Below are 23192 nucleotides of genomic sequence, written 5' to 3' on the forward strand. Positions count from 1 at the left end.
CGATGTCCACTGCAGCTCCCGTCGCCCTCGATCCCGCCGCCGCCGCGTCCCCCGCGCCCGTCCCCGCGCGCACCCGGCCGGCCCGCCGGCCCTCCCTCGGCCGCGTCGTCGCCTGGATCGCGCTGATCCTCGCCCTCGTCGTCACCCTCTTCCCGTTCTTCTGGATGGTGCGCACCGCGTTCTCGACCGGGAACGCCCTCGCCAGCGACACCACCTCGCTGCTGCCCGTCGACTTCACCTGGGGCGCCTTCGCCCGCGTGCTGGGCTTCTCCACCCAGGAGCAGGCCCTCGCCGAGGGCGGGTCGGGCGCCTCCGTGAACTTCTGGCTCTACCTGCGCAACTCGGTCGCCTACGCGACCCTGGTCACCCTCGGCCAGCTGCTCTTCTGCTCCCTGGCCGCCTACGCCTTCGCGCGACTGCGCTGGCCCGGCCGCGACGCCGTCTTCTTCCTCTTCCTCACCGCGCTGATGGTCCCGCCGATCTTCACCGCCCTGCCCAACTTCGTCCTGATGCGCGATCTGGGGCTCCTCAACTCCTTCATCGGGCTCTCGCTGCCGACGCTGCTGATGACCCCCTTCGCGGTGTTCTTCCTCCGCCAGTTCTTCCTCGGCATCAGCCGCGAGATCGAGGAGGCGGCCGAGCTGGACGGCGCGGGCAAGCTGCGGATCTTCTTCCGCCTCATCGTGCCGATGAGCACGGCGCCGCTCGCGACGCTGGGCATCCTCACCTACATCAACACCTGGAACGACTACTTCTGGCCGCTGCTCGCCGGCAACACCGAGGACAGCCGCGTGCTCACCGTGGCCCTGGGCGTCTTCCGCTCGCAGACCCCGGGCGGCAGCCCGGACTGGGCCGGACTGATGGCCGCGACCGTCGTCGCCGCCATCCCCGTCCTCCTCCTCTTCCTCGCCTTCGGACGTCGCATCGTCGACTCCATCGGCTTCTCGGGCGTGAAGTGACCGACCCTCCCTCTTCTCCGCCCCCTCCCTCTTCTCCGCCCCCTTCCCCTTCCCCTCTTTCTTCCCCTTCCTCCCTCTCCCCCTCCCTTCCCTCCCGTGCAATGAAGCAGCAGACAGGAACCAGCACCATGACCCGCATCCTCCGACGATCCGCCGCCGTCCTGGCCGGCACCACCGTCCTCACCCTCGGACTGACCGGCTGCGTCGGCGGCTCCGGCGGCGCAGCGAGCGGTGGCGGCGACAGCGCCGACATCGACACCAGCTCCGCCTCCGGCACCATCGACTACTGGCTCTGGGACAACAACCAGAAGGCCGCCTACCAGCAGTGCGCCGACGACTTCCACACCGCGAACCCGGACGTGAGCGTCACGATCTCGCAGTACTCCTGGGACGACTACTGGACGAAGCTCACCAACGGCTTCGTCGCCGGCACGGCCCCCGATGTGTTCACCGACCACCTCTCGAAGTTCGCGGACTTCGTGAACAACGGCCAGGTCGTCTCGCTCGACGGCGTCGTCGAGAAGGACGGCGTCGACGTCTCGCAGTACCAGAAGGGCCTCGCGGACCTCTGGGTCGGCGAGGACGGCGAGCGCTACGGGCTCCCGAAGGACTGGGACACCACCGCGATCTTCTACAACCAGGCCCTCGTCGAGGACGGCGGCTACACCGCCGACCAGATCGCCGGCCTGGACTGGAACCCGGACGACGGCGGCAGCTACGAGAAGGCCATCGCGCACCTCACCGTCGACGTCAACGGCGTCCGCGGCGACGAGGCCGGCTTCGACAAGACCCGCGTCGCCGTCTACGGCCTGGGCCTGGACGGCCAGTCCGGCGGCGGCAACGGCCAGACCCAGTGGTCGATGTACGCCGGCACCACCGGCTGGAGCTACACCGACAAGAACCCCTGGGGCACGAAGTACAACTACGACGACGAGCGCTTCCAGGCGACCATCGGCTGGATGGCGAAGGTCATCGACGAGGGCTACATGCCCTCCCTCGCGGCCGTCACCGGCAGCGACTCGACGCAGACCTTCGGCGCCGGCAAGTACGCGATGATCACCAACGGCTCGTGGAACATCAACTCCTTCTACGGCCTCAAGGACATCCAGGTCGGCACCGCCCCGACCCCGACCGGCCCCGACGGCAAGCGCGCCACGATGTTCAACGGACTGGCCGACTCCATCTGGTCCGGCTCGGACAACAAGGCCGCCTCGGCCAAGTGGGTCGAGTACATGGCCTCCGCCGACTGCCAGAACGTCATCGGCGCCGCCGGCGTCGTCTTCCCGGCCATCCCCTCCGGCTCGGACGCGGCCCAGGCCGCCTTCGCGGAGCGCGGGATCGACGTGACGGCGTTCACCGGCCAGGTCGACGAGGGCACCACGTTCCTCTTCCCGATCTCCGACAACGCGGCGAAGATCAACGGCATCATGCAGCCGGCGGTCGACGCGGTGTTCGAGGGACAGGCCGACCCGTCGTCGCTGTCGTCGGCGAACGATCAGGTGAACGCGCTGTTCCAGTAGCCCGTCGGCCAGACTGGCGGAGAGGGGGCGATCGTGTCCCCCTCTCCGCCGATCGTCGCTTACTCGAGGAGATCCCGTGCCGGACATCACCACCCCCCGCAAGCGCCCGACCCGCAACGACGTCGCGGAGCGAGCGCAGGTGAGCTCGGCCGTGGTCAGCTACGTGATGACGGGGGCGAAGCACGTCACTCCCGAGACGGCGAAGCGCGTGCGGACGGCGATGGAGGAGCTCGGCTACCGGCCGAACTCCACCGCCCGCGCCCTGCGCACCGGCCGGACGCACACCCTCGCCCTCATCGTCGCCGATGTGAGCAACCCGTTCTTCTCCGAGTACGCGCTGCAGCTCGAGATCGCGGCCACGGAGCGCGGCTACGCGCTGCTCATCGCCAACTCGCACGAGAGCCTGGAGACGGAGGTGCGGCTGCTCGACGAGATCGCGCAGCGCGGGGTCGACGGCGTGATGCTCTCGAGCGTCCGGCACGCCAGCGACCGCTCCTCCCTCGACTCGATCCCCGTCCCCGTGATGTGGATCGACGCCTTCCATCCCGCGGACGGCGCCGCCAGCGTCGGGGTCGACATCCGCCACAGCGCGCGCACCGTCGTCCAGCACCTCGCCGACGTGCACGGCTGCCGCTCCGTCGGCCTCGTCATCGGCGCGAGCTCGCAGGACACCACCGACCCGCGCGTCCTGGGCTGGGCCGAGGCGATCGAGGAGATCGGCCTCGAGCCCGGTCCGGTGGTCACGACGACCTGGACGCGGGAGGGCGGGATCGAGGCGGCGCGGATGCTCCTGGACACCCCGAACCGGCCCGACGCCGTCTTCGCCGGCTCGGACCTCCTCGGCATCGGCGTCCTCCGCGGCGCGGCGGACCTCGGGCTCCGGGTCCCGGAGGACCTCCGGATCATCTCCTACGACGGCACCGCGGAGTCCGCGTTCAGCGTTCCGCGGCTCACCTCCTTCAAGCAGCCGGTCCGCGAGATGGCCCGCGCTGCGATCGACACCATCATCGACTTCACACCCGACAAGGCGCACCACACGCTGTTCCGCGGGGAGCTGCTCCTCCGGGAGTCCTGCGGCTGCGCGTCGTCCGCGCCCTGACCGGGCAGAACAGCCCCGATCCGGGCAGAACAGCCCCCATCCGGGCAGAACAGCCCCCATCCGGGCAGAACAGGAACACTCACCGTGACACTCGCCACCTCCTCGACCGGAGTCGTCCTCCGCAGCGCCGGAGTCGCCCTCGTGCTGGACCTCAGCGACTCCCGGCTCCCGTCGGTCGCGCACTGGGGGGCGGACTGCGGGCCGCTCGATCGGGCGGCGTTCGACGCGCTGGTGCTCTCGGGCGTCGCCCCGGTCGGCCCGAACGACATCGACGAGCCGATCCGCCTCGCGGTGCTCCTCGAGCACTCCACCGGCTGGACCGGCCGGCCCGGCCTCAGCGGATCCCGCGCGGGGGCGGCCTGGTCGCCGGCCTTCCGCACCACGAGCCTCGAGCTCGACGGCGCCGCCCTCGCGGCCGGCGAGATCGCGGACGCCGGCGCGGGCACGCTCGTGGTCCGCGCCCGGGACGACGTCGCCGCGCTCGGACTCGAGATCGTGATCGTCCTCGACCCCTCCGGCGTGCTGCGGATGCGGGCGGCGCTCACCAACCTCGGCGCCGACGGCTACCAGGTCGACGAGCTGCTGCTCAGCCTGCCCACCCCGGCCTCGGCGAGCGAGATCCTCGACTTCGCCGGCCGCTGGGGCAAGGAGCGGAGGCCGCAGCGCTCGGCCGTCACCATCGGCGCGCACCGCCGCGAGGGCCGGCACGGGCGGACGGGGGCGGACGCCGCCACCCTGCTCAGCGTCGGCGAGCCCGGCTTCGGCTTCGCCCGCGGCGAGGTCTGGGGCGTGCACACCGCGTGGTCCGGCAACCACGTCCACCAGGTCGAGCGCGTGCACACCGGCGTGCAGACCCTCGGCGGCGGCGAGCTGCTGCTGCCCGGCGAGGTCCGGCTCGCCCACGGCGAGACCTACACCGGACCGTGGATCCACGCCGTCTACGGCGACGGACTCGACGAGGTCGCGCGACGCTTCCACCGCCAGCTGCGGGCGCGGCCCGGTCACCCGACGTCTGCGCGCCCGGTCACGATCAACGTGTGGGAGGCCGTCTACTTCGACCACGACCTCGGCGCGCTCGTCGAGCTGGCCGACCGCGCGGCCGACCTCGGCATCGAGCGCTTCGTGCTCGACGACGGCTGGTTCGGGAGCCGCCGGGACGACCACTCCGGCCTGGGCGACTGGACCGTCTCGAGCGACGTCTGGCCGGACGGCCTGCACCCCCTGGTCGACCACGTGCGCTCCCTCGGCCTGCAGTTCGGGCTCTGGTTCGAGCCCGAGATGGTCAACCCGGACTCCGACCTCGCCCGGGCGCACCCCGAGTGGATCCTCTCGACCGGCGACCGGATGCCGCCCGAGTCGCGCTGGCAGCAGGTCCTCGACCTGGGCGATCCGGACTGCTTCGCCCATCTCCGCGACGCGATCCTCGCGATCCTCGACGAGTACGACATCGGCTACATCAAGTGGGATCACAACCGCGACCTCACCGACGCGGGCCGGCGCCCCGACGGAGCCCCGGGCGTGCACCGCCAGACGCTCGCGGTCTACCGGCTGATGGACGAGATCCGGGCCCTGCACCCGGGGCTCGAGATCGAGTCCTGCTCCTCGGGCGGGGCGCGGGTCGACCTGGAGATCCTGGAGCGGACCGACCGCGTCTGGGTCTCCGACAACAACGACCCGCTCGACCGCCAGCAGATGAACCGCTGGACCGGCCAGCTGCTGCCGCCCGAGCTGATGGGCACCCACATCGCGTCGGGGGCCTCGCACACGACGGGCCGCGTGCACGACCTGTCCTTCCGCGCCCTGACGGCGCTGTTCGGCCACCTCGGCGTCGAGTGGGACCTGCGCTCCGCCGGCGACGAGGAGCTCGAGGAGCTGCGCCAGTGGATCGCCCTGCACAAGCGGCTCCGGCCGCTGCTGCACGGCGGCGACCTCGTCCGCCTCGACCACCCGGACGAGACGATCGCGGTGCACGGCGTGGTCGCTCCCGACCGCTCGGCCGCCGTCTACGCGTACGTCTCCCTCGCGCGCGCCGGCGTCGTCTCCCCCGGGCGGGTCCGCCTGCCCGGCCTCGATCCGGAGTCGGTGTACCGGGTGGCCCCGATCGTCGTCGGCACGCGCGGCATCGCCGACCGCGAGGCGATCTGGTGGCCGCAGGACGGCGGGGCCTTCGAGCTGTCCGGCGCCCTGCTCGGCCGAGCGGGACTCGTCCCGCCGCTCCTGCACCCCGAGCGCGGGGTGCTCTACGAGGTGACGCGGGTCGGGAGCGTGCGGCCGCTCGCAAGCTGAGGCGGATGACTCCGGTCGTGCGGGCGCGGGCGGCACGGGCGCGGTAGGTTCGCTGCGATGAACACCTCGCGACGGGTCACTCGGCGCGACGTCGCCCGCCTCGCCGGCGTCAGCGACGCCGTCGTGACGTACACGCTCACCGGGACCGCGCCCGTCGCCGAGGCGACCGCGGCGCGGGTGCGGGCGGCGATCGCCGAGCTCGGCTACCGGCCGAACGCTACGGCGGCCGCCCTCCGGACCGGGACCTCCCGGACCATCGCCCTGCTCGCCCCGGTCGGCAGCCGTCGGGTGTTCAGCAATCCGCTCTTCACCGAGCTGGCCAGCGCCGTCGAGGACGCGGCGCGCGCCCGAGGACTCGATCTGCTCGTGGTCACCTCGATCCCGGACGTCGACGCCCTGCACGCCCGCCTCCGCGATCTGACCGCGCGGCAGATCGCCGGGGTGCTCCTCCTGGCGGGCGGCCCCGTCGACCGGGGGTCGATCGACTCCTTCGGCGTCCCCTGGCTGCAGCTCAACAGCAGCGACGAGTCCGGGGCGAACGGCGTCGGCGTCGACCTGGAGGCCGGCGCGGCGGCGGTGACCCGCCACCTGATCGAGACGGGCCGGCGGCGGATCGCCTTCGTCGGCGACGTCGAGCGGGACGGCCGCGGCCGCGTCGAGGCCCGTCGGCGCGGCTGGGAGTCGGCGTGCCTCGACGCCGGGCGGGAGCCGGGTCCCGCGCTCCGCAGCGACTACTCCCGCGAGGGCGGCCGGGCCGCCGGCCGGGTCCTGGCAGGCCTGTCGCCCCGGCCCGACGCCGTCTTCGCCGCCTCCGACCTGATCGGCATCGGCGTGCTCCGCGCGCTGCGGGACGCGGAGCTCCGGGTGCCGGACGACATCGCGGTCGCGAGCTTCGACGGCACCTGGGAGGGCGAGTACAGCGCTCCACCGCTCACCTCGCTGCGGCAGCCGCTCGATGCGCTGGCCGAGGCCGCCCTCGACCGTCTCGTCGGCGGCGTGACCGGCTCGACGCTCCTCGAGGGGACCCTCGTCGTGCGCGCCTCGTCGAGGTAGGCGGGACGCGCGCGGGCCGCTCCGACGGGTTCAGACGGCGCCCGTCGAGGCCCACAGGTGGAAGGCCGCGTGGGCCCGGTGCGGACGCCAGGCCTGCGAGGCCGCGTCGGCCGCCGCCGTGCTGATGCCGCCGAGCGCGCGGCGCAGGACGAGGTCGCCCGCGGGGAACGCGTCCGGGTCGCCGAGCAGCCGGAGGCCGAGGTAGTCGGCGGTCCACGGGCCGATGCCGGGGATCGCGAGCAGGAGCCGGCGCTGCTCGGGCAGGTCGCCCGCGCGGTCGAGCACCAGTCCGTCGGCGAAGGCCGCCGCGACCGCGCGGACGGTCGCCGCGCGGGCCCGGGTCACGCCGATCGCGGCGCGCAGCTCCTCGATCGGTCCGGCGAGGAGGGCCTCGGGCGTGGGGAACGAGTGGAGGCCCCACTCGCCCTCACTGCCGAACGCTGTCACGACGCGCCCGCCGAAGGTCCTCGCCGCCGCGACCGACACCTGCTGGCCGAGGACCGCCATCACGGCGGCTTCGAACGGCGCGGGGTACTGCGTCGCCCGCAGTCCCGGCCGCGCGGCGACCATCGGGGCCAGCAGCGGATCGCGGGCGAGGTCGGCGCCGATCGCCTCGACGTCGGAGTCGAGATCGAACCAGGCGCGGACCAGCGGGAGGACGGCGGGGTCGGTCGTCGTGACCCGCACGCCGGTCGCGGTCAGCTCGAGCGCGAGCGGCACCGCCCGCGACCCGACGGTGACGAGTCGCTCGAGCCGCCGTCCGTCGTCGGAGACCCGCTCGACACCGGGCAGCGCGTGGTGCAGGAGGAGGTTCGCGGCGCCGACGACGTCGAAGGGGCCGTTCGCGACGAGGTCGACGGGGCGCGGGTCCACGGGTCGGGAGTGTGCGGCGCTGGGGTCGACGGCGTTCAGGGGAGGAGCACCACCTTGCCGCCGGCGCGGCCCGACTCGACCATCGCGAGCGCCTCCACGGCCGAGGCGAGCGGGAAGGAGGGGCCGAGCACCACCTCGAGCTCACCCCGGCCGGCCCGCTCGAGCAGCGGTGCCCGGGCGGCGTCGCGCAGAGCGGTGCCCGGGTCGGCCCCGGCCCCGCCGCCCAGCAGCAGGACGCCGAGTGCCGCGCCGCGCTCGAAGCCGGCGACGGTGGCGATCCGGGAGCGGTCGGCGACGAGCTCGACGGAGGCGTCGAGCGCCTCGTCGGTGCCCGCCGTGTCGAGCGCGACGTCGACGCCGTCGGGGGCGAGGGCGCGCACCCGCTCGACCAGGCCGGCGCCGTAGCGCACGGACTCTCCGCCGAAGCGCTCGACGACGGCGGCGCCCCGCTCGCTGGACGTGCCGATGGCACGGGCGCCGCGCTCGCGCACGAGCTGGACGAGGAGGCTGCCGACGGCGCCGCTCGCCCCGTGGATCAGGACGGTGTCGCCGGCGGAGACGTGCGTCGCCTCGAGCAGGTGCACCGCGGTCGTGCCGGTGAGCAGGAGCCCGGCCGCCTGCTCCCAGGCGAGGCCCGGCGGCTTCGGCAGCACCGAGGAGGCCGGGACGACCAGCTCCTCGGCGTAGCCGCCGGAGACGCGGAAGGCGACCACCTCGTCGCCGACGCGGACGTCGCCGAGCGGCCCCGTCGCTGCCTCTCCCACGGCGGTGACCACGCCCGCGACCTCGCTGCCGGGCCGGACGGGGGTGCGCCCACGACCGAAGAGACCGCGGAGGAGCTTCGCGTCGGCGGGGTTGACGCCCGCGGCGCGCACGCCGATCCGCACCCGGCCGGCGGCGGGCTCGCCGGGCTCGGTCGTCACGGCGTGGAGGGCCTCGGGCCCGCCGAAGTCGTCCGCCTGCATCGCCAGAACCACGGGGACCGCCTCTCGCGCGGGCCCCGATCGCCGGTGACGATCAGGAGGGGTCCGAGCGGGGCCGACGCTAGCAGCAGCCGCCGACACCGGGCCGGGCCTCGGGGCGCTGAGTGCCGAACGAGTGTCGGACAACTGAGAACGCGCGTTCCCTCAGCGCCTACGATGGAGGGATGACGCCGCCGACGCTCGAAGCAACGCATCCCCGCGAGGCGATCCTCGCGGCGGCCGACCGCCTCTACTACGAGCGCGGGATCCAGTCGGTCGGGATGGACGCGCTGCGCACCGCCGCCGGCGTCTCGCTGAAGCGGCTCTACTCGGAGTTCCCGAGCAAGGAGGCGCTGGTCCTGGCCGTGCTCCAGGCCCGCCACGAGCAGTGGACGCTCGGCGTGCGCAGCCGGGTCGCCGCCGCGGCGGGCGCCCGCCCGAAGCTCCTCGCGATCTACGACTTCCTCTTCGACTGGTTCTCCGAGGACTCCTTCCGCGGCTGCAGCTTCATCAACGCCTTCGGCGAGTTCGGCTCGTCCAACCCGGCGGTCGCGCAGCTGGCCCGCGAGCACAAGGACACCTTCCAGCGCTTCCTCGCCGTGCTGACGGAGGAGGTGGGCGGCGGCCCCGAGCTGGCCCAGCAGCTCGCCATCCTGGCCGAGGGCGCGCAGACCACCGCCGCCATCTCGGGCACCCCCGAGTCCGCCCTGCACGCCCGCCGCGCCGCCGAGATCCTGATCGACGCCGCGACCCGCGCGTCCTGACGCCGCGCCGCATCCCCTGCTGATCGAGTCGCCCACAGGGAGACCCCTGCTCGTCGAGATGCCCGCAGGGCGTATCGAGACCCGCCGTCATCAGCAAGGCCGGTCCGCAGGCTCGTCCCTGTGACGCGAGTGGGTCTCGATACGCGCGCTGCGCGCACTACTCGACCAGCAAGAGAGGGGCCCCATGCCGGTCCGGCATCCCGCAGGGCAGCCGTTCATGCTGGTCGAGTAGCCGCCTCCGGCGGCGTATCGAGACCCACCATCGCCGAGAGATCCAGGAGCGAGCCTCCTCCACACTCGCGTTCCGACGACGTTGTCCCCGATCAGCCCCTGGTTCCGACCATGCTGTCGGTGCCCCCTGCTTCAATACGCGTATGTCAAACGATGAGAACGCGGCAGCACTCGCGGAGGTGCGCGACTGCTTCACCGACGCCGCGGCCGCCGAGCGCGCCGCGTCCCCGACGCGCCTGAGGGCCGCGGAACGCATCCACCGCGGCTACCGCGTCGCCCTCACCGTCCCGGAGGCGTTCGCCCGCGGCACGTCCCGGAGCGAGACCCGCGACCTCGTCGAGCGCTCGATCCGCGCCGAGCTCGCGGTGACGCTCGGCGTGTCCGAGCCGGAGGTCTGCCGACGGCTCGAGACCGCGGAGATGCTGATGGAGCACCTGCCGCTCACCCGCGCCCTGCTCCGCGACGGCCGGATCCTCTGGGAGGTCGGCGAGGCGATCTGCAGGACGGCGAGCAGTCTCCCTGAGGCCTCCCGCGTGGCCCTTGATGAGCGCGCAACCGACGCCGCGGTCACCATGACGACCACGCAGCTGCGCCGCGCCCTGAGCCGCTGGCGGGAGGAGCTGCACGAGCAGCCCCTCGCCGAGCGCCACGCCCGCGCGAAGGAGGACCGTGCCGTCTGGGTCACCCCGGATGTCGACGGGATGGCGACGCTCTGCGTCCACGCTCCCGCGCCGGCGGTGACGGGCGCGTACGACCGGCTGCGCCGCATCGCCCGCACCCTCCGCGACGACGGCGACCCCCGCACCCTCCAGCAGCTCAGCGCCGACGCCGCTGTCGACCTGCTCTGCGACGGCGACATCGCCGGCACGACCCCCGGTTCCGAGAACCGGCCGGACCCGACGTTCGTCCCCGGCATCCGCGCCGAGGTCCGGCTGACCCTCGCCGCGTCGACGGCCGTGGGTCTGGACGACGCGCCCGCGGATCTCGACGGCTACGGCCCGGTCCCCGCCGAGATCGCCCGCGAGCTGATCCGCACGGCTCCGTCGTTCACCCGGGTCCTGACCGATCCGGAGACCGGCGCGGTCGTCTCCGTCGGCCGCACCCACCGCGTCCCACCGCCGCAGATGCGCCTGCACCTGAAGCTGCGGGACCAGACCTGCCGCTTCGCCGGCTGCACCCGGCCCGCCGCCACCAGCGAGGCCGACCACACCCTCGAATGGCGCAACGGCGGAGAGACGTCCTTGGAGAACCTCGTCTCGCTCTGCACGTCCCACCACCACATCCGGCACGGGGACCAGTGGAGCTACGTCAGACACGACGACGGGACGATCGTCTGGACGACACCCACCGGCCGGCGGATCAGCATTCGGCCACCGGCACTCCCCGGGCGTCCGCCCGACCCGCCCCCACGGCCGTACTTCGTCGATGTTCCCGCACCGTTCTGACGGTGGGGGGATCTCGATACGCCCGCTGCGCGGGCTACTCGATCAGCATGCATCGCCCGCAGGACGCGTCCGTGTGAGCCCGCACATGCTGCAGGGACCGCGCGCAGGGTGTGTCGGCGCACGTCCGCACATGCTGGTCGAGCAGCGCGCAGCGCGTATCGAGACCCACGATGCTCGGGCGAGCACCCGCCGGCGTGCTGACGCGGGTCGATCTCGATGCGACCGCTCCGCGGGCGATCCGATCAAGCGCGTCAGGCCTCGCCGCCGCCGGGCGGGCCGACGACGAGCAGCGCGGCGAAGACCGCGGCGACGGCGGCCAGGACCAGGGCGGCCGCGAGGACCGGGCGGCCGAGCGCCCAGCGCAGCAGCCGGCTCGGGAGCCTCCGGTCACGCGGGTCGGCGCCCGCCTCGCGGCGCCAGTCGCCCTCGAGGAGCCCGCGCCGCTCGAAGCCGCGCTCCAGCGGGATGGTCGTATAGGGCACCACGGCGCTGGCGAGCGCGAGCAGGGTCGCTCCGGCGGTCCAGCGCAGGTTTACCGCGAGGACGAGCGCGGCCGCCCCGTAGGCGAGGAACGCGAATCCGTGGATCGGGCCGGCGACGCTCACTGGCCAGTCGCCGACTCCGACGGCGTACTTGAGCAGCATGCCGACGAGCAGGAGCGTCCAGGTCACCGCCTCGAGGATCGACAGGATGCGGAAGAGGCGGCGCGGGCTCATGGGATCGGCTCCGTTCGGGTCCACGGCCATATCAGCGGACGGTCGGCGTCGGTCGACGATCAGCGGGTCGACGGTCACCGGGAGACTACGACAGCACTCCTGCCCGCCACCTGGGCGACGCGGGACCGCGGTCCCCGCGTCAGCCGAGGCGGCCGAGCAGAGCGAGCGTCGAGGCGACGCCGACCGCGACCGCCGAGAGCGCCGCGATCGCCCCGTGCACGCCGCTGCGCAGCGGCGTGGCCCGCGGCTCGTCGCGCAGTCCCGACCACAGTCGGCGCGCGACCCCGTCGGCGCTCGGGCGGGCGGCGGGGTCGAGCCTGGTCATCTCGGTCAGCAGCCCGCGCCAGCGCTCGGGCACCGAGTCGGGGACGACCGGAGCGTGGTGCATCCGCTGCAGCGAGATCTCCAGGGTGGTGCCGGTGTAGGCACGACGGCCGGAGACCGCCTCGAGCAGCACCAGGCCGAGGGAGTAGACGTCGGACGCCGGGCCGACCGTCCCGGAGCCGAGGCTCTCGGGGCTGAGGTACGCCGCGGTCCCGACCAGGACGTCCGAGCGGGTGAGCCGCGCGTCGTCGACGGCCCGGGCGATGCCGAAGTCGCTGAGCTTCGCCTCGTGCAGGGCACCGGCGGCGACGACGGACCGCGTGCGGACCAGCACGTTCTCGGGCTTCACGTCCCGGTGGAGGACGTCCCGCGCGTGCAGGTGCGCCAGAGCGTCGGCGAGCTGAGCGCCGACCTCGGCGAGCAGCCGCTCGTCGCCCGAGGCGAACCAGCCGGCGGCGGGGTCGGCCGGATCGAAGTACTCGAGGACGAGGAACGCGAGCGCGCCCTCCTCCGTCGCGATCTCGCCCTGGTCGAGGATCTCGACGATCGAGGAGTGACGGGAGTCGATCAGGAGACGCACCTCGCGCTCGCGCCGCGACCGCTCGTTCGGGGTGTCGGCGATCTCGCGGTAGACCTTCACGGCGACGGATCGCGCCAGACGGAGATCGCGCGCCCGGAAGACCGTCGCGCTGCCGCCCTCGCCGATGCGCTCGAGGAGGAGGTAGCGATCGGCCAGAGTCGTGCCGAGCAGGGGATCCGAGAGCGGGAGGACCGGTGCAGTGTCGAGCATGCCGTCCTCCTCGTCCTGATTTCGCTAGCTCGTCTAACTAGCTTGTCCATTCGTACCGTCTGGGGTCGCCGAGGACAAGCACCAGGACGGGGTTGTACATGACTAGATCTTCTTGCTACATGACTGTCTAAGCTGTGGTGCATGGACGAGGTCGCGCTGAGTCGACCGGCTGCCCTCCGGCACCCGGCCGTTCCGAGCGCGCCCGGGGCCGCCGAGGTCCTCGGCGCGATGCGGGCCTTCCGCACGGCCGAGAGCGCGATGCGCCGGCGCACCCGCGGATCGATGGGCATGGGCGAGAACGATCTGCTCGCGGTCCAGTTCCTCATGCGCCGGCAGCAGGGCGGCCAGCACGTCAGCCCGAAGGACCTCGCCGCCTACCTCGGCATCTCCTCCGCCTCCACCACCGTGCTGATCGACCGCTTGGTCAAGAGCGGCCACGTCCTCCGCCAGCCGCACCCGAGCGATCGGCGCGCGATCCGGATCGTCGCCACCCCCACCTCCCACCGCGAGGTGCGCGAGACGCTCGACGACATGAACCAGCGGATGCTCGCCGCGGCCGAGCAGCTCTCCCCCGAGGAGGCGAGCGCGGTGGTCCGCTTCCTGCAGACCGTCCGCGAGATCGTCGAGATCCCCGGCGAGCAGGGCGACGTCCTCGAGGACGACGCCGACCACGAGCTCACCGTCGAGCGACGCCGCGCCTGAGCCGCTCGGCTCGGCCGCACCCTCCGCGTTCTCTGCGGAACACGCGTCCTCGGCGTGGGTGCTCGGGCTCTCCGGGCGTCACCGTCCGTTCATCCGGCCGGGCTTGACATCGTTAGTCAAACTAGTAGACAGTCTTTCTAGCGACAGGGACAGGCTCCTGTCTTCGTGCGAACGGGAGAAGACCATGGGCAGCATCATGTACGGCACTCCTCCGGCGGCCATCGAGGTCGACGACCGGACTCTGGCCCACCTGCAGATCGTCATCATCAACAAGTTCCGCCGGGACGAGCGCTTCCTGCTCACCCTCGACGCCAGCCCGAACGCCGGGACCGGCCGCCGCGGCGTCTGGATGCACCCGACCATCCCGCTGCAGTTCGACTTCAAGGGCAGCCGCCAGCCCACGATCAACCCCGAGTGGATCGAGGCCCTGATGGAGCGCGCCAACAGCGGCGCCGGTCTGCGCATCGTCCCCGAGCCCGTCGGTGCGACCGCGGTGCCGCTGCGCCGTGCGGAGCCGGCCGCCTAGCGAACACCGCCTGGCGCACGCCGACTGACGCTCGCCGCCTGGCGCCGGCCGTCTCTCAACGACCGGACGGCATCGAGTTCGCCGATATCTGTCGGACTCTCCGAACTGCCTCGCAAGCGCTTGACATTCCGCGCCACGCCCAGGACACAGGCCTACACTTCGAGTGCGGTCCGGGTTCGTTCCGGCGGGCTCGACCCCGTGACCGCGCGCATGACCGGATGCCGGGTAGCGAGCTCCCCCTCTCGTGGGCCTGGCATCCGGGTGCGCGGCGCACCCGAAGCGCTTCCGCGAGGCCTGCCGACAGGAGTCGGCGCCATGCTCGACACGACCACCGCCCCGCGTTCCAGCACCGGGGCTTCCGGCACGGATCCCGGTGACGTCCGGCCCGGCGACGAGTTCACTGCCGTCGTCTCCGACGAGCTCGAGTGGTGGCGCGTCGTCGCCGTGCTCGGCATCCGCGTGCTGGCGGAGCGCCTCGGCAGCGGCGACCGGCACAGCTTCACCCTCCGCTTCGTCCGCTACCGCCTGGCCGTCGCGGCCGAGGGCGGCGCCTAGGCGGCCTGTCCCGCCTGCACCGGGCGCCCGAGCCGGGCGAACATCCGGTCGAACACCCGGCGGCGGTCGAACTGCAGGGCGTACTCGCGTGCCGCGACGGCCCGCTGCGCCCGGTCCTCGGCGGTCAGCTCGAGCACCACGTGGTCGAGCAGCGCGGCGATCGTGTCCGGGGCGTCGACCGGGGTGATGAACGCGTGCTCGCCGACCGCTTCGCCGATGCCGCCGGTCAGGGTCGTGATGACGGGTCCGCCGCCCGCGAGCATCTTCTCGGCGAGCGCGATGCCGAAGGTCTCGACGAACTCCGGGCGCGGCTTGCTCGGCAGCACGAACGCCGAGCAGCCGGCCATCAGGTAGGGCTTCTCCGCGTCGCCGACGTCGTCGAGGAAGAGGATGCGGTGGGCCAGCGGCGACGCGGCCGCCAGGCGCCGCAGCTCCGCCTCCTGCGGTCCGCGCCCGGCAATGACGAGCTCCCGATCCGCGTGCACGGCACTGCGCTCGTAGCCGGCGATCAGATCCTCGACGCCCTTCGCCTCCGTCAGCCGGGAGAGGAAGAGCACGTAGCCGTCGGTGCGCAGCCCGCGCGCGCGCACCACCTCGTCGACCACGGCCGGGTCGAGCCCGGTGTAGGCGTCGGAGTCGATCGCCGGGTAGGAGATCTCGATGCGCGCGCGGCACTGCTCGGCGAAGCGGGTGCCGTGCACCGCGTCGATCCGCTCGGCCTCCTCGACGATCAGGTCGCGGGTGTACTCGGAGACGGCGACGCAGTGGTCCTGCGAGAGATACGAGGCGAAGATGTGCGCGGCGGCGCCGAGGCGGCCCTCCTCGACCGCCCGGCGGACGACGTTCGTGACGTCGGAGCCGACCGCCTCGGCGATCGTGGTGACGTCGACCGGGAGTCCGGTGCTCCAGGCGGCGCGCAGGGCGTCCGCCACCGCGAGGGTGTGCGGGCTGAGGTAGAGGGAGAGGCAGACGGTGGGCACGCCGTCGGTGAACAGCTCGACCAGGCGGCCGACCATGCCGGCGAGGAAGCGGCCGTCCGGCACCTTGTAGTCGCCGACGGGCTCCGGGCGCTCGACGATGATGCCGTCGCTGTAGGGGAGGACGGCGTCGAGCGGCTTGAGCGGGAGGCCGGCGGCCTGGAGCCGCTCGATCGGCCAGGTGACGATCCGCACCTCGTCGAAGCCGCGCTCGAGGGCGGTCTCGGCGAGGTTGCGGGCCTCGACCGAGTGCCCGCAGATCACCGGATCCGCGCGGACCACGATGACGAGTCGGTTCTGCACGGTGTGGGCGTGCGTGCTCTGGTCCATGGTGCTCCTTCAGGGGTGATCGGTGCGGGCGGGGTGGAGTGGTGGAGTGGGTGGAGGCGGTGGAGGCGGTAGGGGCGCTCAGTGCCGCGGGAACGACGGCGGGCGGTGCTCGGGGGCGCTCCCCCAGCCGGCCGGCTCGGGGCCGAGGTGCAGCGTCAGCTCGCCGCCGCGGTGCAGCTCGGCGGCGGTGATCCAGCTCGCGTCGAGCGGTGCGCCGTTCAGCTCCGCGGACTGCACGTACTGGACGGGGCCGCCCGGCACCGGCTCGACGAAGCCGGTGGTGCGCAGCTCGACGTCCGCCCCGCCCACCGCGATCGACGCCCGCGCGAAGGCCGGCGCGTTGACCAGCAGCAGCCCCTGGCCGGCGACCGGGAAGACCCCGAGGCTCGCCCAGACGTACCAGGAGCTCAGGCCGCCGGAGTCGTCGTTGCCGGGCAGACCGCCGCGGCCGGCACCGAAGCGCTGGTGCAGCACGCCGTGCACGATCTCGGCCGTGCGGTCGGGGCGACCCGCGTAGTGGTACGCCCACGGCGCGTCCATGTCGGGCTCGTTGTTCAGCCCCTCGAAGCGGCCGAGGGCCGCGCCCGCGAGCATCTCCGCACGGTCCGGGCGCAGTCCCGGCTGCACGACGGGCTCGGCGCCGTAGCCGAAGAACTCGTCCAGCTGCGCGACGAAGGCCTCGTCGCCTCCGCTGATCGCGATGCGGCCGGCCATGTCGTGCAGCAGGCGGAAGGAGTAGTTGTGCCGGGTGCCCTCGTAGTAGGTGGAGTCCTTGAGCAGGCCGGAGCGCAGGTCGTAGGCGTTCACCCACTGCGCCGCCCGCTCCTCGAGCTGGTCGGCGAGGAGGTGGTCGCCGACGTGCCGCGCCACGACGGCGGTGCACCAGTAGCCGTGCGCGAGGTCGAGGGTGTGGCTGATCGGGTGCGCCTCCCCCGCCGCGAGGAACTCCTCGCCGTAGGTGCGCTTGAGGTCCTCGCCCATGTGCACGAGGGCCGCCTCCCAGTCGATGCCGGGCAGGCCGAGCCGGCAGAGGTCGGCGAGGAAGGTGTGCGCGAGCGCGCTGCCCTGGCGGGAGAAGCGGTCGCTCCCCTTGGCCATCCGGTAGCCGATCGGGAAGTTGCCCTCCTCCTCGCAGATGGTGAGCAGCGCGGCGCCGATCTCGACCGCGCGCTCGGGCAGGAGCGCGGTGAGCAGCGGGAGCTGAGTGCGGTAGATGTCCCACATCGTGCTGAGGTCGAAGACGAACGGGCCGTCGCTCGGCCAGAACGGGCTCTCGTCCGGCGCCAAGCAGGGCTTGATCAGCGAGTGGTAGAGCGCCGTGGCGAAGACGGTCTCGCGCTCGGGCGAGGGGGTGTCCACGGCGATCGTGCGCAGGCGCTTCCGCCAGGTCTTGCGGGTGCGGTCGCGGCGCTGGTCGAAGCCGCCGGTCGTCGGCGGCACGTCGCGGTGCAGGTTCTCGCGGGCGCGCTCGGTGCCGCGGAGGGAGAAGCCCATCCGCAGCTCGACGGTCTGGCCGGCCGTGCTCGGCCCGGCCCACATCAGCCCGAACGGGCGCAGGGTGGTCGGCCGGATGTGGTCGAAGTCGAGCCGGGTGCCGCCGGGCATCAGCCGGCGGTCGTACCAGAGCATCTGACGCCACTGCAGGGCGTCGCACTCGAGGTGGACGGCGAGCGGCGCGCCCTCCATGACGACCTCGCCGGCTGCGACGCCCGGCGAGATCGAGTGCAGCTGCGCGCGGAGCGGGATCGTGGCTCCGGACGGGATCGCCAGGCCGCCGAGCGAGAGGTCGACGACCACGCGGGCGCTGCGGTGCTCGGGGAAGGTGTAGCGGTGCACGACCGAGGCGGGGCCGACGGTGAGCTCGGCGCGGATCCCCGAGGAGAGGGTCGCGGCGTAGTAGCCGGGCTCGGCGACCTCGTCCTCGATGGCCCAGCTGCGGCCGAGCTCGTCGAGCGGCTCGAGCATCGGCGTGACGCGGAGGTAGTTGTAGTACTTGCGGATCGCGCCGGTGCCCGACTGCTGGAAGTGCGTGAAGCCGGAGGCGACGAGGCCGTCCTGGATCGTCGGCGGGACGCCCTCGAGCGCGAGGTCGTAGCGGCCGTAGCCGGTCGGGTAGGCGCCAGAGTAGGAGCAGGCGGACACCATCCCGAGCGGGAAGGTCGCGCCCGGGTGCGTGTTGCCGATCTGCGGCTTGGGTGACCACCAGGTCGCCGCGAGCCCGGTCGCGTCGGGGAGCCGGGTCGCCTCGGTGCCGAGGAACGGGTCCACCCGCTCGATCACCGGGTGCCCACCCGTCCGTACCCCGCCGCCGCCATGCCGTGACGCTAGGCAGCGCGGGGGGACGCAGGGTGTCGGCGGGGTGTCCGCCGGACGACGGGTCGGCGACCGGACGGGGCCGCCGACCCGACACGCTTACGGGATGAGGCGCTCGGCGCGGTAGCGGTCGAACAAGTCCGTGAAGGAGTCGACCGTGCGGTGGTGCACGCCGAAGCCGGCCAGGCGCGACTTGCTGATGTCGGTGACGACCTCGATCTGCCGGCCCAGGTCCGCGTCGGTGTGCCACCAGGAGGCGACGCGCTCGAGGTCGGGCTCGATCAGGTCGTGCTCGCGGACGAGGCGCTGCCAGACCTCGTCGGCGCCGGCCATCTGCTGCTCGAGGGGCTGCGGCTCCTCGCCGGGGCCGACGGGCTCGACGCCGAAGTGCTCGGCGATCCGCGACCACATCCAGCGCCAGCGGAAGACATCCCCGTTGACGACGTTGAACGCCTCGTCGCGACCCGCCTCAGACGTCGACGCCCAGACCATCTGCTCGGCGAGGACGGTGGAGTCGGTCATGTCGGTGAGGCCGTTCCACTGCGTGAGCGAGCCGGGGAAGACGAACGGCGTGCCCTGCGCGCGGTGGATCGATGCGGCGACGGCCAGCGTGAGGCCCATGTTCATCGCGTTGCCGACCGCGTGGCCGATCACGGTGTGCGAGCGGTGCACCGACCAGGTGAAGCCGTCGCGCTCGGCGGCGGCGAACAGCTCGTCCTCCTGCGCGTAGTAGAAGTTGGGCGCCTCGAGGCGCTCCTCCTCCTCGTGGAACGGGGTGTCGGGCATCGCGCCCTGGCCGTAGGCCTCGAACGGGCCGAGGTAGTGCTTGAGCCCGGTGACGAGCGCGACGTGCTGGAGCGGCGCGTGCGAGAGCGCGGCGAGGAGGTCGCGGACCATGCCGCCGTTGACGGCGATGTTCTCCTCCTCCGTGGCCTGGCGTGACCAGGCGGTGAAGAAGACGTGGGTCGGCTTCTCGTCGGCGAGCACGCGCGCGAGGTCCTCGGCGGAGCGGAGGTCGGCGGAGAGCGGGGTGACGCCGGGGCGCTCGGCGATGGGCCGACGGGAGAGGGCGGTCACGGGCCAGCCGCGCTCGGTGAGCAGGTCGACGAGGGCGGAGCCGCCGATGCCGGTGGCGCCGACCACGAGGGCGCGCTGCTCGGGAGTGGGGGCCTCGGGAGTGGGGACGGTGGACGGGTCTGCTGCGGAAGTCATCCCTGAGGACAACGCGCGTCCCGGCCCGGCATTCCTGGGCGGGTCAGCCGACGGCGGGCAGCGGCTCGCCGTGGCCGTCGAAGGAGAGGTCGACACCGGCCTCGGAGCACTCCTCGGCGATCAGGTCGAGGGCGTTCCAGAAGGACGGATTGCGCACCGGCTTCCGGGCGAGGGTGTTCTGCAGCGCGGACTTCGCCGAGCGCGCCGCGTCGACCGCTGTCGAGGTGGCGTCCTCGTACTGGAGCGCGTCGAGGGCGGCTTCGAACGCCTCGCGGTTCGCCGTCGCGGGGTCCGCCGCGAAGGCGTTCCACGACTCCTCGACGGGCGGGCAGAGAGCCGGGTCCTGCGTCTGCCCGGGGAGAGCGCAGCCGGTGAGGAGGAGGACGGGCGCGACGAGGAGCACTGCCGCCACCCTGCTTCTCCACCTCATCCGAGTGAGGGTACCGTCCGTCCGGGATCGCAGTGTCGGGGGCACGGGGTAGCGTCGGTGGGTGCGTGCTCCGTGGAAGAACCGTGAACCCGGGGCGCGGCTCCCCCGCGACGTGAAGGTCCTCGGGATCGTGGCGTTCTTCGTGATGCTGGGGTTCGGGGTCGTCGTGCCGGTGCTGCCGGTGTACGTGCGGAGCTTCGGGGTCGGCTACGTCGAGGTCGGGGCGGTGGTGTCGGCGTTCGCGCTGATGCGGCTGGTCGCGAATCCGTTCGTCGGGCCGCTGGTCGACCGGGTCGGCGAGCGCATCGTGCTGGCCGTCGGCATCGGGATCGTGGCGGTGTCCAGCGCGCTCGTCGGGCTGGCCGGCGACTACGCGCACCTGCTGCTGCTGCGCGGAGCGGGCGGGATCGGCTCCGCGATGTTCTCGGTCGCGGCGATGACGCTGCTGCTGCGGACGGCGGATCCGGAGCGGCGGGGCCGGTCGATCGGCTTCTACCAGGGCGGGTTCCTGCTCGGCGGCATGGCCGGGCCGGCCGTCGGCGGCGTGCTGACGGCGATCTCGCTGACCGCTCCCTTCTTGTTCTACGCGGGCACGCTCGCGATCGCCGGGATCGTCGGGCTGGTGCTGCTGCAGCGGCCAGACCGCGACGCGGAGGCGGCGGCGGCGGCGGCCGTGGCGAAGCCGATGCACGAGGTCGCGCGCGATCGGCGCTACCAGAGCGCGGTGCTCGCGAACTTCGCGCTCGGCTGGTCGGCGATGGGCGTCCGGGCGACGCTCGTGCCGGTGCTCGTCGTCGAGGGACTGGGCGACGAGCCGGCCTGGACGGGCATCGCCTTCGCCATCGCGGCGGTGGTGCAGACGATCGCGCTGGCGCCGGCCGGGCGCTTCGTCGACACGGTCGGGCGGCGCCCCGCGCTGATCGGCGGGTTCGCGGTCGCGGCCGTCGCGATGCTGGCGATGCCGCTGGTGCACGAGCTGTGGCTGCTGATCGCGCTGCTCTGCGTGTACGGAGCGGCGGCGGCGTTCATGGGGACGGCGCCGGGCGCGCTCGTGGGCGACGCGGCCGGCGAGCGCGGCGGGAAGCCGGTGTCGTTCTTCCAGGCGGCGTCGGACCTCGGCGGCGTCGTCGGGCCGCTGCTGGCGGGGGCGCTCGCGGACGCGGCGTCGCCGACGGCGGCGTTCGCCTCGGCCTTCGTGCTCCTCGGGCTGACCGCGGTGGTCGGGCTGCGGGTGCCGCGGCGCTGAGCCACGCGGGATCTACTTGGGAGACGCCCGCAGGCATGGTGGTCGAGTAGCCGCGGAGCGGCGTATCGAGACCTGCCGTGACCAGCAGGCCGGGTCTGCAGACCTCCGTCGGACGCTGGTGGATCTCGATACGCCCGCTGCGCGGGCTACTCGATCAGCCTGGGTGGGCCGCTGCGCGGGCTACTCGATCAGCTGGGGTGGCCCGCTGTGCGGACTACTCGATCAGCAGGGGCGGCTAGGTGTTGCGGCCGCGGGCGTCGACGGGCCAGGTGGCGGTGGTGCCGTCGGCGCGGAGGACGCGGTAGTCGTCGGCGAGGTTGACGGCGACGCAGACGTGGTTGGGGGCGATGCGGATCCGGGTGCCGAGCGGCAGGTCGACACCGGTGATGGTGGCGTGGTGCTCCGAGAGGACGGTGATGCGGGCGTCGGGGTGCTCGAGGAGGCGGCCGAAGCCGGTCGAGGCGGCGCCGCGGTCGGAGGAGAGCACCTTGCTGCCGGCGTCGGCGATCAGGTGGTCGTCGCGGCGGGCGACGATCGTGGCGAGCACGGTGACGGCGATCGACTCCGGGCCGATGGTGCCGATCTCCCACTGCTGCGCGTCGCCGAGGGCGGAGACGCCCGGGCGCAGCTCGGTGAGGACGCCGGCGTCGGCGAACTCCAGGGACGGGGTCGAGCCTCCGCTGATCACGCGGGCCGGGACTCCGGCGCCGGCGAGCGAGGCGGCGGCGGCACTGAGCGCGGCGGCCTCGTCGCGGGCCGCGGCCCGGCGGCCGTCGAGGGCGTAGCTGTGACCGGGGAAGGTGAAGACGCCGACCACGTCGAGCCCGGCCTCGGCCGCGGCGGCGGCCACCGCGCCGGCCTCCTGCGGCGGCACTCCGCTGCGGTGGTGGCCGGAGTCGACCTCGACGACGACCTCGAGGCCGTCGGGGATCGCCGCGGCCAGGCGGCGCGCCGACTCCGCGGAGTCGACGCCGACCCGGACCCGCGCCCGCTCGAGCACGCCGCGCAGCCGGACCGCGCGCTCGGCGTCGAGCCAGAGCGGGTAGGCGATGAAGAGGTCCTCGACACCGCCGGCCGCGAACACCTCGGCCTCCGACACGGTCGCGACGGTGAGGCCGACCGCGCCGGCCGCCAGCTGCCGCTGGGCGATCTCGATCGACTTGTGGGTCTTGGCGTGCGGGCGCAGCGCGACGCCCCGCTCGCGGGCCGAGCGGGCGGTGGCCGCGATGTTGCGGTCGAGGACCGCCTCGTCGAGGACGAGCGCGGGCGTGGGGACGCTGTCCGGAATGCGAGGCATGGCGCGATCATAGGGCGGCTCTCCTCTACGGTGAAGGAGACGACGAGCGGCGGGGGCGGCGCCTCGACCGAGCCGGAGACGCGAAGGAGCGCCGCATGCGCGAGCAGGTAGCCCGATCCCACCACGAGGACTCCGCGGCGCGCGCGGCCTCCTTCGGTCGGGGCATGCTGACCGCGACGTACGCGCTCCGGCACGAGAAGGGGCTCGACGTCGTGTTCCTGCTCCGCGGCACCGGCCCCGACTTCCTGATCGGCATGGGCGCCGCCTCGGACGACTTCCGCTCCGTCCTCTCCATCGGCCTCGACAGCCGCGACGGCGTGCTCCGCCCCACCGCGAGCCACACGATCGACGGCCGCCGCCGCGGAGTCCCGGCGCGGGTGGTCTACCGGAGCGACGGAGCCCTGGTCGTCGAGGCGAGCCCGCTGCCGCTGCGCGATCGGCCCGCGTCGCTCAAGTGCTGGTCGTTCGTCCGCTCGGGCGAGGACGAGCACTACTCCGACGTGATCGGCTTCGTCGCGCCGTCGCTCGCCGCTCTGCCGCCCGTGCCGCTGAAGACGCGGCCGCGGGCGCGCAGGCCCTAGG

Annotated in this window: 21 protein-coding genes; 12 read left to right on the forward strand and 9 right to left on the reverse strand. The window is 73.3% G+C overall.

Annotation, left to right across the window (positions count from 1 at the left end; translation table 11 throughout):
- Nucleotides 1–2 precede the first annotated feature (2 nt).
- The 5 genes from MT350_RS12190 (at nucleotide 3) to MT350_RS12210 (ending at nucleotide 6917) form a co-directional block, all read left to right on the forward strand.
- On the forward strand, nucleotides 3–959 hold the full coding sequence (locus MT350_RS12190) for a carbohydrate ABC transporter permease (protein WP_123736734.1): 957 nt from the start codon (nucleotides 3–5) through the stop codon (nucleotides 957–959).
- Between the two features lie 128 nt (nucleotides 960–1087).
- Nucleotides 1088–2479, forward strand: a complete 1392-nt coding sequence (locus tag MT350_RS12195) for a sugar ABC transporter substrate-binding protein (protein WP_132437488.1) — start codon at nucleotides 1088–1090, stop codon at nucleotides 2477–2479.
- Between the two features lie 76 nt (nucleotides 2480–2555).
- A complete protein-coding gene (locus MT350_RS12200) occupies nucleotides 2556–3578 on the forward strand; it encodes a LacI family DNA-binding transcriptional regulator (RefSeq protein ID WP_243615988.1) in 1023 nt (340 codons plus the stop codon).
- An 84-nt stretch (nucleotides 3579–3662) separates the two neighbouring features.
- A complete protein-coding gene (locus MT350_RS12205; protein WP_243615989.1) occupies nucleotides 3663–5864 on the forward strand; it encodes an alpha-galactosidase in 2202 nt (733 codons plus the stop codon).
- A 57-nt stretch (nucleotides 5865–5921) separates the two neighbouring features.
- The gene (locus MT350_RS12210; protein WP_243615990.1) at nucleotides 5922–6917 is read left to right on the forward strand and encodes a LacI family DNA-binding transcriptional regulator; all 996 of its coding nucleotides are present in this window, start codon (nucleotides 5922–5924) and stop codon (nucleotides 6915–6917) included.
- Between the two features lie 30 nt (nucleotides 6918–6947).
- Here the strand turns inward: MT350_RS12210 and MT350_RS12215 are convergent, their stop codons facing one another.
- Together MT350_RS12215 and MT350_RS12220 are read right to left on the reverse strand one after the other, a co-directional pair.
- Entirely contained in the window at nucleotides 6948–7790 is an 843-nt protein-coding gene (locus MT350_RS12215) for an AlkA N-terminal domain-containing protein (RefSeq protein ID WP_243615991.1), read from the reverse strand.
- Nucleotides 7791–7825: 35 nt separating this feature from the next.
- Nucleotides 7826–8767, reverse strand: a complete 942-nt coding sequence (locus tag MT350_RS12220; RefSeq protein ID WP_243615992.1) for an NADP-dependent oxidoreductase — start codon at nucleotides 8765–8767, stop codon at nucleotides 7826–7828.
- 170 nt (nucleotides 8768–8937) lie between these two features.
- On the opposite strand from MT350_RS12220, the gene MT350_RS12225 reads away from it, so the two are divergent.
- The gene (locus MT350_RS12225; protein WP_243615993.1) at nucleotides 8938–9516 is read left to right on the forward strand and encodes a TetR/AcrR family transcriptional regulator; all 579 of its coding nucleotides are present in this window, start codon (nucleotides 8938–8940) and stop codon (nucleotides 9514–9516) included.
- Nucleotides 9517–9890: 374 nt separating this feature from the next.
- On the forward strand, nucleotides 9891–11192 hold the full coding sequence (locus MT350_RS12230) for an HNH endonuclease signature motif containing protein (RefSeq protein ID WP_243598261.1): 1302 nt from the start codon (nucleotides 9891–9893) through the stop codon (nucleotides 11190–11192).
- Between the two features lie 251 nt (nucleotides 11193–11443).
- Here MT350_RS12230 and MT350_RS12235 read toward each other — a convergent pair whose 3' ends face one another.
- Together MT350_RS12235 and MT350_RS12240 are read right to left on the reverse strand one after the other, a co-directional pair.
- On the reverse strand, nucleotides 11444–11908 hold the full coding sequence (locus tag MT350_RS12235) for a DUF3817 domain-containing protein (RefSeq protein WP_243615994.1): 465 nt from the start codon (nucleotides 11906–11908) through the stop codon (nucleotides 11444–11446).
- Nucleotides 11909–12047: 139 nt separating this feature from the next.
- Nucleotides 12048–13022 (reverse strand): serine/threonine-protein kinase, encoded by a 975-nt coding sequence (locus MT350_RS12240; RefSeq protein ID WP_243615995.1) that lies wholly within the window; start codon nucleotides 13020–13022, stop codon nucleotides 12048–12050.
- A 141-nt stretch (nucleotides 13023–13163) separates the two neighbouring features.
- On the opposite strand from MT350_RS12240, the gene MT350_RS12245 reads away from it, so the two are divergent.
- The 3 genes from MT350_RS12245 to MT350_RS12255 all read left to right on the forward strand — a co-directional run bounded on the left by MT350_RS12245 (nucleotide 13164) and on the right by MT350_RS12255 (nucleotide 14805).
- Nucleotides 13164–13724, forward strand: a complete 561-nt coding sequence (locus tag MT350_RS12245; protein ID WP_243615996.1) for a MarR family winged helix-turn-helix transcriptional regulator — start codon at nucleotides 13164–13166, stop codon at nucleotides 13722–13724.
- A 184-nt stretch (nucleotides 13725–13908) separates the two neighbouring features.
- Entirely contained in the window at nucleotides 13909–14250 is a 342-nt protein-coding gene (locus tag MT350_RS12250) for an ATP-dependent DNA ligase (protein ID WP_123705407.1), read from the forward strand.
- A 315-nt stretch (nucleotides 14251–14565) separates the two neighbouring features.
- Nucleotides 14566–14805 carry a hypothetical protein gene (locus MT350_RS12255; RefSeq protein WP_243615997.1) on the forward strand — a complete coding sequence of 80 codons (240 nt, stop codon included), beginning with the start codon at nucleotides 14566–14568 and terminating at the stop codon, nucleotides 14803–14805.
- On the opposite strand, the gene MT350_RS12260 is transcribed toward MT350_RS12255, so the two are convergent.
- The 4 genes from MT350_RS12260 to MT350_RS12275 form a co-directional block, all read right to left on the reverse strand.
- Nucleotides 14802–16112, reverse strand: a complete 1311-nt coding sequence (locus MT350_RS12260) for a glycosyltransferase (RefSeq protein ID WP_243615998.1) — start codon at nucleotides 16110–16112, stop codon at nucleotides 14802–14804. The two genes, MT350_RS12255 and MT350_RS12260, sit on opposite strands and share 4 nt — an antisense overlap.
- Nucleotides 16113–16190: 78 nt before the next feature.
- Nucleotides 16191–18392, reverse strand: coding sequence for a glycoside hydrolase domain-containing protein (locus MT350_RS20480; RefSeq protein ID WP_243615999.1), 2202 nt, complete (start codon nucleotides 18390–18392; stop codon nucleotides 16191–16193).
- Between the two features lie 132 nt (nucleotides 18393–18524).
- Complete coding sequence (locus tag MT350_RS12270) at nucleotides 18525–19637, reverse strand: SDR family oxidoreductase (protein WP_243616000.1); 1113 nt, start codon at nucleotides 19635–19637, stop codon at nucleotides 18525–18527.
- Between the two features lie 43 nt (nucleotides 19638–19680).
- Nucleotides 19681–20049 carry a hypothetical protein gene (locus tag MT350_RS12275; protein WP_243616001.1) on the reverse strand — a complete coding sequence of 123 codons (369 nt, stop codon included), beginning with the start codon at nucleotides 20047–20049 and terminating at the stop codon, nucleotides 19681–19683.
- 79 nt (nucleotides 20050–20128) lie between these two features.
- On the opposite strand from MT350_RS12275, the gene MT350_RS12280 reads away from it, so the two are divergent.
- Complete coding sequence (locus tag MT350_RS12280) at nucleotides 20129–21313, forward strand: MFS transporter (RefSeq protein ID WP_243616002.1); 1185 nt, start codon at nucleotides 20129–20131, stop codon at nucleotides 21311–21313.
- Nucleotides 21314–21548: 235 nt separating this feature from the next.
- Here the strand turns inward: MT350_RS12280 and MT350_RS12285 are convergent, their stop codons facing one another.
- Nucleotides 21549–22610 carry an alanine racemase gene (locus tag MT350_RS12285; RefSeq protein ID WP_243616003.1) on the reverse strand — a complete coding sequence of 354 codons (1062 nt, stop codon included), beginning with the start codon at nucleotides 22608–22610 and terminating at the stop codon, nucleotides 21549–21551.
- Nucleotides 22611–22705: 95 nt separating this feature from the next.
- Here MT350_RS12285 and MT350_RS12290 point away from each other — a divergent pair, with 95 nt between their 5' ends.
- Nucleotides 22706–23191, forward strand: coding sequence for a hypothetical protein (locus MT350_RS12290; protein ID WP_243616004.1), 486 nt, complete (start codon nucleotides 22706–22708; stop codon nucleotides 23189–23191).
- Nucleotide 23192: the final 1 nt, after the last annotated feature.

Source organism: Rathayibacter sp. VKM Ac-2928, assembly GCF_022815545.1.
GTDB classification, from domain to species: domain Bacteria; phylum Actinomycetota; class Actinomycetes; order Actinomycetales; family Microbacteriaceae; genus Rathayibacter; species Rathayibacter festucae.